This window comes from Allocoleopsis sp., assembly GCF_036703385.1.
In the GTDB taxonomy this organism is placed as follows: Bacteria; Cyanobacteriota; Cyanobacteriia; order Cyanobacteriales; family Coleofasciculaceae; genus Allocoleopsis.
In genome coordinates, this window is record NZ_DATNPA010000110.1 from 1 (window position 1) to 11,741 (window position 11,741).

Here is an 11,741-nt window from a genome sequence, read left to right on the forward strand (position 1 = left end):
AGCTGCATTAATACAACTCATATTTCAACAAAGTGCAGGGTATGGAACCGTTATAGACAGGAATGCGACGAGCCGCTTTCAATCCTACCCGCTTTGCCAATTCCTTATTTCCCGTTAAAACAAATGCTGTCCAACCTTTAAAGCGTTGCTTGAAAACATCACCCAACAGTTTATAAAAATCACCGAGTTCTGCCGCATCCCCCAAACGTTCTCCATAGGGCGGATTGCAAATAATTACACCCCTATCGGCTGGTGCTTCTAGGTCTTTCAGTTCAGTTTGGGTAAACTTTACCTGGTCTGCAATACGACATTGTTGTGCATTAATCCGAGCTTGGTTTAGGATATCAGGGTCTTTGTCACTCCCCATAATTGGTACTCGGAGTGCCGGAAGTTGGCTATCTTCAGCGTCATCCAGCAACTGCGTCCAGAGCTTTTCGTCAAAATCAGGCCATTTCTCAAAAGCAAACTCAGTACGGAACAATCCGGGAGCAATATTTAAGGCTTTTAAACTAGCCTCCAAAGGTAGGGTTCCAGAGCCACACAGTGGGTCTAAAAACGGCAGACTTGGCTCCCACTCCGCCATATCCAGGAGAGCCGCAGCTAGAGTCTCCTTGAGCGGGGCGAATCCTACGGCTGGTCTATACCCCCGTCGATGAAGGCTTTTTCCAGAGCTATCCAGACTTAAAATGCAACGGTCTTGATAGATGTGGGCATTAATTAATATATCGGGATTTTCGGTATCAATACTAGATCGCTGACCAAACTGGCGGCGTTGCTGGTCTACGATCGCATTTTTTACCTGTAGTGCGGTGAAGTGGGTGTGATTGAGCTTGTGATTCCCCCCTGTTGCATTCACGGCTAGGGTGTTGTGAGGCTGGAGGTACTGCTGCCAATCGGTTTTTTGCACCTCTGTATAGAGGCGATCGGCATCTGGACAGGGGAATTCCCGCAGTGTGACGAGTACCCGAAAGATGGTTCTCGCCCATAGATTCACTTGGTACAGCAAAGTGCGTGAAGCACAGCTATCCGCGCCAGCGGAATCACCCACAAAATGCACCCCAGTAAAATCAGGACGAACGTCTTTTGCACCCAGACGCTCCAATTCTTGGGCAGCAATGGATTCTAAGCCACGAGCAACCGTAGCAAAATATTGGCTCATGCGCCTCCCTTGTTGTTCATCTGGCACTTTACAGCGTGACCGGACAACAACAAATCTTACTCCAGGTATGACTGCCGCTTTAAAGGCTTGTATGCACTAGCCAATTAATTTTTCCCAGGTTTTGGGGCCTACAGCGCCATCAGCCGTTAAACCTTGTTGTGTTTGGAATTTTTTAACGGCCTCAAGGGTACCTGGTCCATACACGCCATCTGCATCATTACCCACACGGAATTGCAAGTATCTAACCACTGGCCCTCCTGCATGGTTTGGCATGAGTGTTGGCTTCGCCAATATCTGATTAATTGCACTCCATGTATCCGACCCAGCAATTTCATTGGCGTTTATGCCCACAATCGTCTCAAAGTTCTTTGTGGCATATTTAGTTGCAGGATCGGGTGTCCCAGTTTCGCCCAAAGGTTTCCCGCTTTGGTCTCGGATTTTTAATCGGTTGAAAGCTTTTTGTAATTCAAGGATACTAGGAATTACAACAGGGTTATTTTGGGGTTCAGATGGAGGTGTGGGTGTTGGAGTTTTTCCGGTTAATCCCTTAACGATCGCATCTGCTAGCGCTTCCGGATTATAGCGCTGCATATCCTCTTTAGAATCGCAAAAACACCCCTCAACCAGAATGGCTGGCATATTGGTATTTCTCAAGACATATAAATGAGAGCCATCATTGACACCTCTCTGGGTGTATCCTAACTTTACGATATTGTCCAATACAGGCTTCGCAATGGCCTTGGATGTATTGCCAATTGCAAATACTTCTGCTCCTTTTGCTTGACCATTAAAACAATTGAAATGAATGGATACATAGACATCAACATTGTTAGAGTTGGCTATGTTACATCTTTGGGCTAGAGAATTGGTTACGTTACTGGCTTTGCTGGGATTACATTTGACAATTTCATGCCCAAGAGCCTTTAATTTTTCTATAACTTTAGTTCCTACCTCCTTGGTCATGACATCTTCCTGCTTGATGCCGCTAGCTCCGGTATCGGGTGGGCAATTATGGCCCATATCAATTCCATATTTCGTCATGCTTTTATCCTGGGTTATCTAAAGATGGTTTAGTAATCCCGCTCGGGGCAAACTCAATGCTATTACAGCTTTTTTCTAATCAAGCGTCAATATTTTATAATATAAGTTTAAATTTATGAAAATTTTATATTTTTAGAGTTTAAGCTTGGAACAGCTAAATTAGCTTATTAAAACATCTAGTTCAAGAGAATACCAAAATGATTCAGCTCGATGGCTATCAAATTCTCAATCAAATCTATGACAGTGCCAACTCAATGGTTTATCGTGGAATCTGGCGGAAGAGTAAGCAATCGGTTATTCTCAAAGTACTGAAAGAAGATTACCCCACACCTCAAGAACTCACTCGCTATAAGCAGGAATATGAAATCAGCCGCAATCTGAACATAGATGGGGTGGTTAAGGCTTATAGTTTACAACCGTATCAAAGAACGTTGGTCATCATCCTTGAGGATTTTGGCGCATCATCCTTGAAGGAGTTGATGAATGTAAGAGCCAATAGGTGTATATCTTTAGCAGAATTTATCAGCCTTGCTATCAAAGTAACTGAGAGTTTAGCAGCGATTCACACTAGCAATGTCATTCACAAAGATATTAATCCTTCCAATATCGTCTTGAATCCACAAACAGGACAACTCAAAATCATTGACTTTGGTATTGCTACCGTTTTAACCCGCGAAAATCCTACCCTCAAAAATCCTAATGTCTTAGAAGGGACATTAGCCTATATGTCGCCAGAGCAAACAGGACGGATGAACCGTTCTTTGGATTACCGCACAGATTTTTACTCCCTCGGCATTACCTTCTACGAACTCCTCACTGGAAGGCTACCTTTTGAAACCAGTGATGCACTGGAACTGGTGCATTGTCATATTGCTAAAGTCCCTATGCCGCCGCATCAATTAAATGCAGAAATTCCTCTAGCGGTTTCAGATATTGTGATGAAATTGATAGCCAAAACAGCTGAGGAACGCTACCAAAGTGCTTGGGGTATTAAGTACGATTTAGAACAATGTCTCTTCCAATTACAGACAAAGGGAACAATATCTTCCTTCACCCTGGCTACCAAAGATATTTCTGATAAATTTCAAATTCCGCAGAAACTCTATGGACGTGAGGCAGAGGTTGAAACATTACTAACAGCATTTGAGCGAGTAGCAGGGGGAGACAAGGGAGCGAAACTCACTGAAAATTCTGCCTTGTCCTCAACACTCAGCCAAAAGTCCCAAATCGAAATGATGCTAGTGGCGGGTTATTCGGGTATTGGTAAGTCATCCCTAGTTGCCGAAATTCATAAACCAAATACCCGACTGCGTGGTTATTTCACTTGGGGAAAATTTGACCAGTTTCAACGAAATGTTCCTTACTCAGCCATCGTCAGCGCATTTAAGGGGCTGGTGCGGCAACTACTAACCGAAACTGAAGCACAACTCAATCAATGGCGTACAAAACTCTCAGCCGCTTTTGGTTCCAATGGTCAAGTCATTATTGACGTAATTCCTGAAGTAGAACTAATTGTCGGTAAGCAGCCACCCGTGCCAGAGTTAGGGCCAACCGAGTCTCAAAATCGCTTTAATCTTATTTTCAGTAAGTTCATTCGAGCTTTTTGCACACAAGAGCATCCTTTGGTTATCTTTCTGGACGATTTGCAGTGGGCTGACTCCGCCACCCTTAAATTGATAGAACTGATTATGACAGATGCAGATATGCAATATCTGTTCCTAATTGGAGCGTATCGAGATAATGAAGTCAGCCCCGCCCATCCGTTGATGATGACGCTGGATGGGTTGTGTCATCAAGGAGCAATCGTCAATTCGATTACCTTATCTCCTTTAGAGCTAGAACATACCACGCAACTGATTGCCGACACATTGCATATAGAGGCGGGTTTAGATTTACAGGCGTCTAATCTACGTAGCCAGGATACCAGAAAACCCGCCCTTACAGTAAAACCCTTAGCAGAATTGGTGAAGCTTAAAACCGGAGGAAATCCTTTCTTTGTCAATCAATTTCTGAAAACCCTGCATACTGAAAATTTGATAACGTTTGATTTTCAGAATCACGGCTGGCAGTGGGATATTGCTCAAATTGAGGCGCAGAATATTACAGATAATGTAGTGGAGTTAATGGTTGGTAAGTTAAAGAAACTTTCGGAATCCACACAACAGGTTTTGCGTTTAGCATCTTGTGTAGGTGCTTCTTTCGATTTAAACACCATCTCTATTGTCTGCGAAAAATCTAAAGAAGGCATTTTTCCTGACTTAGTGATGGCCATTCAGTCAGGCTTAATTCTACCTACCTCTGAGTTAGATCAAGAACTGTTAATCCAAGATTATAAATTCCTGCATGACCGGGTGCAACAAGCGGCTTATGCTCTCATTGATGAGAACCGAAAGAAAGCGGTACATCTCCAAATTGGACGGTTATTGCTAGCCAACGTATCTGCGGAAGAACTACCGGAAAAACTTTTTGAGATAGTCGATCATCTAAATTTAGGTTTGGAATTGATAACTGATGAATCCGAACTTGTTGAGTTAGCACGGTTGAACCTTGAAGCCGGGAAAAAAGCCAAATCTTCAACGGCTTACTCCGCTGCCTTAGCCCAATACTTTACTCCAGGAATTGAGGTTTTATCGGGAGATATTTGGCATGAACATTATGAGCTGACCTTTAATTTATATCGAGAAAGGTCTGAATGTGAATATCTTTGTGGTAATTTTGACACAGCAGAAGAGTTATTTGACCTCATATTAACTCAGGCCAATTCTAATTTAGATCGAGCAGAAATTCAAAACATTCGTTTGGTTTTATACGATAATACGGGAAAATTTTTAGAAGCCGTTCATTTAGGAGCGAAGGCTTTAAAATCTTTGGGATTAAGTTTGCCAACAACCAACAAAGCAGAAATCTTGTCAGAACTCGAATTAGAGTTGCAATTGTACAGAACCTATCTGGAAAAAATCAAGATAGCTGAGTTAATTGATGCCCCAGAAATGAGCAACCCAGAGATAAGAGCCTGTATGAAACTCTTAATGAATATTACTGGCCCCGCTTATTTCGTAGACCAAGATTTGTTAGCGTTGATCTCCTTGAAAATGGTTAACCTTTCTCTGGAACACGGTAACTCCGAAGTATCGGCTCATGGATATGCTTTTTGGGGCTTCTTGGCAGGCGCGAGATTAATTGACTATGAAGTGGGTTATGAATTTGGTCAATTGTCTATGCAGCTTAACGAGAAATTTAATAATGTTAATTTAGTTTGCAAAATTTTTAATATGTTCGGCGGGCTGATTAATCCCTGGCGAGACCATCTTAAAAAAGGGATTCCGTTTTTGAGAAATGGCTACCTATCCGGACTAGAGACTGGAGATGTTTATATTAGTTACAACTCTTACCATTTGATTTTACAGAGAATTTTAAGTGCTGAGAATTTCAGTAGCATTCTTGATGAGTCTTACAAGCATCTGGAGTTTCTCAAGCAAATCAAAAATCATGTCTTCGCTGGAATTCAGCAATTATATCAGCATTTAATCTTAAATTTACAGGGATTAACCCTGGACAAATTCTCTTTTAATGATGAAGACTTTGATGAAGGTCAGTGCCTCCAAATGTGGCAGGAAAACGGTTTTATGACTGGAGTAGCACCTTATAACATCTTCAAAGCTCAAGTTTTGTTCTTGTACGGCGATTATGAAAAGGCTCTACATAGAAGCCGAAAAAGTGATGAAATTGTAGTTTTTATTTCGGGTGTACCGAGTCAAGCCGAACACTACCTTTACTATTCTTTAATTTTAACCGCCCTTTATCCAACTGCTAGCCCTGCTCAACAGAATGAATATGGGGAAATTTTAAAAGCTAATCAACAAAAGCTGAAAATTTGGGCAGATAACTGTCCGGAGAACTTCCTGCACAAATACCTGTTAGTAGAAGCGGAAATAGCTCGTATCTCTGACCAAGGCATGGAAGCGATAGATTTGTATGACCAAGCCATCGCTTCAGCCCGTGAGAATGAGTATATCCAGAATGAAGCCTTGGGAAATGAACTGGCAGCCAAGTTTTGGTTAGGTAAAGGCAAAGAAGAAATTGCCCAACTCTACATGAAAAAGGCTCACTATGGCTACCAACTTTGGGGCGCTAAACGCAAAGTGGAGGATTTGGAGGAAAAATACCCGCAGTTATTGCCACAATTGTCTTCGATCAGCCGCATTACTTCCATTGGCATAACAACTACCAATACCTCAACGGGTAGTCGATCAGCGTCAGCTTTAGATTTAGCTACGTTCATGAAAGCGACACAAGCAATTTCCGGTGAAATCAAGCTGGATAACTTACTCAGTTCCTTAATGAGAATTCTCATTGAAAATGCTGGGGCACAAACCGGTCACTTGATTTTGGAAACACAGGGGAGATTGCAGATTGAAGCGTCTGGAAAGGTAGACTCGGATAACATTACCGTGTTGCAGTCAGTCCCTATTAGCAACCGTCTACCAGCCGCAATTGTCAACTATGTTGCCCGCACTAAGGAAACAGTTGTTTTGAATGATGCGATCAGCGAAGGTAACTTTACGAATGATTCCTATATTAAACAGCATCAGATCAAGTCTATCTTGTGTGCGCCGCTCGTCAATCAAGGTCAACTCAGTGGTATTGTCTATCTGGAGAATAATCTGACCGCTGGCGCTTTTACCTCTGAGAGATTGGAAGTATTGCAACTGTTATCTGGACAAGCTGCGATCGCCATTACCAATGCCAAACTCTACGCCGAGGTTACCGAAAGTGAAAGACGGTTAACCCAATTTTTTGAAGCGATGCCAATGGGCGTCTCTGTCCACGAACCTACTGGGCAAACCTACTATACCAATCAGAGGGCACAGGAGTTGATGGGTATAAACGTTGTACCACAAGCCGAAAGTGAGCAATTATCACTGGCGTACCAGGTTTATCGGACTGAAACCAAGCAATTATACCCAACGGAACAACTGCCAATCGTGCGATCGCTCAAGGGTGAACGGGTTAAGGTTGACGATATCGAATTCCACCAACCCGATAGGATTATCCCTGTGGAAGTTTACAGCACGCCAATTTTTGATGAAACGGGCAAAATTGTCTATGCGATCGCAGCTTTTCAAGATATCACCGAACGCAAACAAGCCGAGAAATTGATTGCTGAATATAATCGCACGTTAGAGGAGCAAGTTAAAGAACGTACCGCTCAACTCGCTGAAGCGAACAAAGAAATTATGGCACTCAATAAACGCCTCAAAGCGGACAATCTACGAATGAGTGCTGAGTTAGAGGTAACGAAGCAACTGCAACAAATGATTTTACCTAAATCCGAAGAATTAGAAGTTATTGAGGGGTTAGAAATCGCTGGATTTATGGAACCTGCTGATGAAGTCGGCGGCGACTACTACGACATCCTGCAACATGATGGCAAAGTCAAAATTGGAATTGGTGATGTCACGGGACATGGACTAGAAAGTGGTGTATTAATGCTGATGACACAAACCGCCGTTCGCACTTTACAGGAGAGTAACCAAACCGATCCTGTTCAATTTTTGGATATTCTCAACCGCACGATTTATCGCAACGCCCAACGCATCAATCCCAATAAAAATTTAACACTGGCTCTATTGGATTATGCCGATGGCACTCTGAATGTGAGTGGTCAACATGAGGAAATAATTGTAGTTCGTGTTGGGGGTGAGGTTGAGCGAATGGATACGCGTTTCCTCGGCTTTCCTATTGGTTTAGATGAGGAAATTGCTGATTTTATTGCCTCTGAACAGGTACAACTGAATCCGGGAGATGTGGTGGTACTATACACTGACGGAATTACAGAAGCTTTCGATATAAATAACCAGCAATATGGACTGGAGCAGTTATGTGAAGTAGTCAGCCAAAACTGCGATCGCACAGCACAAGAAATCAGAGAAGCGGTGATTGAGGATGTACGGCGGCATATTGGCACGCAGAAAGTATTTGATGATATTACGTTGGTAGTTCTGAAGCAGAAATAGTTGTAGTAGCCATGCACATTTGTAGAGTAGGGGCGGGTTTAGCAGTTTAATTGGGGCGTGCACCAATAACTTCTGTTCAAAACCCGCCCTCCCCGCTTTTCGTAAACATTGATACAAAATAGCCAATTATTCTAGAGTCTAGTATCGATTACACATAAAACAACTTTGACATTACCTACGTTTTCTTTACAGTATTTTTAGGTCAACAATTCTTCATTATTTACCAATTTACCAATGAACGGGTTAAGCATAAAATCTTGTTGACCATTTCATTACTCCCAATTTATTTCGCCTCATCGAATGCGAATATCTAAATCAGTTTAATGGCAAAGTTGGTCGTTAGGCTTGTCGTTCGCATTATTCTTTTGCTGAGTCCATTGTCAATCAAGGGCTCCCAACTGAAAGCTTAAAGAAAGCAACAAGTCTATTCAGTGGTTAACCCATAACTATAATTTGGAAAAAATGAGTACTACGCCAATCCCGTCTGTGTCTACAAATGCTCCTGAATATATAGTAAGAGGAGGCGATACGGCTTTTGAACCGCCTTACAGTCTCAAGCAGACCAAACTTTATGGATTTGTCTTAGAAGGAACTGTAGAGAGTCTACAGGAGATGTGTGATAAATATCTCAACATACCTGGTCAAAATAAATTCCGCTACTGCCCTGCTTCCAACCGTGTCCTCATGGTGTTCGACACTATAGGAAATATCAGTTCTACAGAACCCCCTGGTAACGATAAAGGCTTCTTCTCGGAAACAGGGGAAGTAATTTTTTGGGTATTGACTAAGGCTGAAAAACAAGAAGGATCGAACTTTGTTGTCGATCACCATGCTTGGTTTATTCCCTATATTTTTGTTGATAATACACCAGCTATGGTGTTAGGGCGAGAAGTTTTTGGTTTTCCCAAGGAATTGGGACACTTCACAATCCCGGACGACCCCCAAAATCCCCAACAATTTGCCTTAGAAACCTTTGTTCTGCAACCGTTTAATCCTCAATCGCAAGCCAACTGGCGACAACTGATAAGTGTGCAATTAAAACAGGAAGAAAAAAGTGGCTTTGGCGTCAACTCTTGGACTGATTTTAAAGACGCATATGAGGTAATTTCAGCTCTGTTTGAGGACGCCAAAATCAACTCAAAATGTCCAACTCAGCTTGAAGTGCCGATGGTATTTCTTAAGCAATTTCGAGATGTGAAAGATGGCAATAAAGCTTGCTATCAAGCGATTGTGGAAGCTACTGCCACGCTAGATAAATTCCACGCCGGATTTCCTTATATATGGTATAAATTCCAGGTTAGTGTGGAAAATTTTGACAGCCACCCACTCGTCACAGAATTAGGGTTAAAACTAACACAAACAGCCCAATTAGCATTCTGGATTCACTTTGATTTTTCTTTTGGAAACGGCACTGAAATCTGGAAAGCGACCTAGTAGCGATCGCAACCCTACTCGAATCACCTGATCTTCGCTCCTCATTTCCTCTCAAATCCCCACTATTCAGTAAATAATCATGTCTGAATCTACCAAGAAGAAAATTGTAATTTTGGGTGGAGGAATGGCCTCCCTGGTAACGGCATTTGAACTGACCAGCCAGCCCAATTGGCAAGACTTATACGACATTACTGTCTATCAATTAGGTTGGCGTCTAGGCGGCAAGGGGGCAAGCGGCCGCAATATGACTAGCCATAAATCCTATGCTCCAGACTACCGTATTCAAGAACACGGATTCCACATCTTCTTCGGATTTTATGAGAATACATTTCAAGTCATGAAGGACTGCTACGACGCCCTCGCCGATGCACCAGGAACTTTTCAAGGTATAGAAAATGCGTTTCAACCGCACAGCTTCATCGTCCTCGAAGATCAAGTGAAAGGGGGTCGTTGGGTTCCTTGGAAATTACACTTTCCTCAAACCTCAATGCATCCCTGGCCTGATGGAAACGATCTCCAGGAAGAGGATACAAAAGCCTCTCCCTGGCAATATATCCTCAAGATGCTTGAGTTCATGCTACACACACGTAGCGATTCCTCTTACTTGGACTCGCTCTCTTATAGCGATAGTGAACTTCCCACCGATTCAACACCACCTCACGGGTGGCAATGCACTGCTGAAGGAATAAAGTTGGAGTGGGAAGAGCTTAGTGTAAAAACAGACAGGGAACTACTTGAGCTTGCTCATCAGTTTGCTCAGTCCCTTGACGAAGATATACAGTGTTATTCACCCGAACAGCGCCAATGTTTGATATCGCTTTTAGACAAATTCATGGAGCGTGCAGAGGGCAAGCTGAAAAAGGCACTGGAAAAGTTGGAAGAGGAGTTTGCCCACATAATCATTGACGCTATTCGCACCTTAATTATTCTCAACCTTGGCTATGCAATTATTCGTGGATTGCTAGTCAACACGATTTTGGATTGGGAATCGTTCAACGATTTGGATCAGCGAGACTTTAGCGCATGGCTTAGCGCCAATGGTGCCTGGACTGAAACCGTTAACTCGGCTCTGGTACGTGCCATGTACGATCTTCTGTTAGCCTTTCCTGGTGGTATAGCTACACCTAAAACAGGTCGATTGGGAGCAGCAGCAGCACTGCGTTGGGTCTGGCGCATGATCTTCACGTACAAAGGTGCAGTCATGTGGAAAATGAATGCTGGCATGGGGGATACAATTTTTGTCCCCTTCTACAAGGAGTTAAAGAAGCGTGGGGTCAAGTTTGAGTTCTTCCACCGTGTAACTAACCTTGCTCTTAACTCAGATCGCAATGCCATTGCCAAGATAGAACTGGGTCAACAGGTTACCCTTAAAAATCCCCAGCAAGGATATGATCCATTGATTAGTGTTAACAACCTCCTCTGCTGGCCTAATGAACCCCTTTATGAGCAAATTGTCCAAGGTCAACAGCTCAAAGACCAACACATTGACCTAGAATCCTTTTGGACATCCTGGCAGGATGTAGAACAAGTCACTCTCAACTATCAACAGGATTTTGACATCGTCGTGCTGGGTATTTCTATCGGTGCTTTCCCCTTCATCTGTCAGGAACTGATTAATGCCAAACTAGAATGGCAGCAGATGGTTAAGTATGTTCAGACAGTGACCACCCAAGGTGGACAACTCTGGCTCAAGGATACCCTCAAAAAATTGGGATGGAACGATGATAGCCCTGTCTTAGGTACCTATGTCGAACCCCTAGATACCTACGCGGATATGGAGCATCTCATCAAACAGGAAAACTGGCCTTCGGCTCATTATCCAAAGGACATTGCTTATTTTACAGGAGTGATGGAAGACCCAGGCATCCCCGATCCCACTGACCCCAATAACCAAAATTTCCCAGCACAGCAACAACAGAAAATAAACCAACAAGCCATTGACTGGCTCAACAAAAATATTGGCACGCTCTGGCCCAAAGCCATCATTAAAGATGCTCAAGGTACTCATCTCGATTGGAACTTGCTTGTAGACTTAGAAGATGACCAAGGTCAACAACGGTTTTATTCGCAGTACTGGCGCGTCAACATCA

5 protein-coding genes are annotated in these 11,741 nt (G+C 43.0%); 3 read left to right on the forward strand and 2 right to left on the reverse strand.

The annotated features are described in order from the left end of the window. Positions 1–7: 7 nt before the first annotated feature. Together V6C93_RS05495 and V6C93_RS05500 are read right to left on the reverse strand one after the other, a co-directional pair. On the reverse strand, positions 8–1,159 hold the full coding sequence (locus tag V6C93_RS05495; protein WP_333475645.1) for a class I SAM-dependent RNA methyltransferase: 1,152 nt from the start codon (positions 1,157–1,159) through the stop codon (positions 8–10). 96 nt (positions 1,160–1,255) lie between these two features. After that, positions 1,256–2,200 (reverse strand): N-acetylmuramoyl-L-alanine amidase, encoded by a 945-nt coding sequence (locus V6C93_RS05500; protein ID WP_333475646.1) that lies wholly within the window; start codon positions 2,198–2,200, stop codon positions 1,256–1,258. Between the two features lie 197 nt (positions 2,201–2,397). Between V6C93_RS05500 and V6C93_RS05505 the strand changes: the two genes are divergently transcribed. The 3 genes from V6C93_RS05505 to V6C93_RS05515 form a co-directional block, all read left to right on the forward strand. After that, positions 2,398–8,217 (forward strand): AAA family ATPase, encoded by a 5,820-nt coding sequence (locus tag V6C93_RS05505; protein ID WP_333475647.1) that lies wholly within the window; start codon positions 2,398–2,400, stop codon positions 8,215–8,217. A gap of 462 nt (positions 8,218–8,679) precedes the next feature. Beyond that, a complete protein-coding gene (locus tag V6C93_RS05510) occupies positions 8,680–9,651 on the forward strand; it encodes an acetoacetate decarboxylase family protein (protein ID WP_333475648.1) in 972 nt (323 codons plus the stop codon). A gap of 79 nt (positions 9,652–9,730) precedes the next feature. Then, on the forward strand, positions 9,731–11,741 hold a 2,011-nt coding region (locus V6C93_RS05515; protein ID WP_333475649.1), incomplete at its 3' end, for an NAD(P)-binding protein.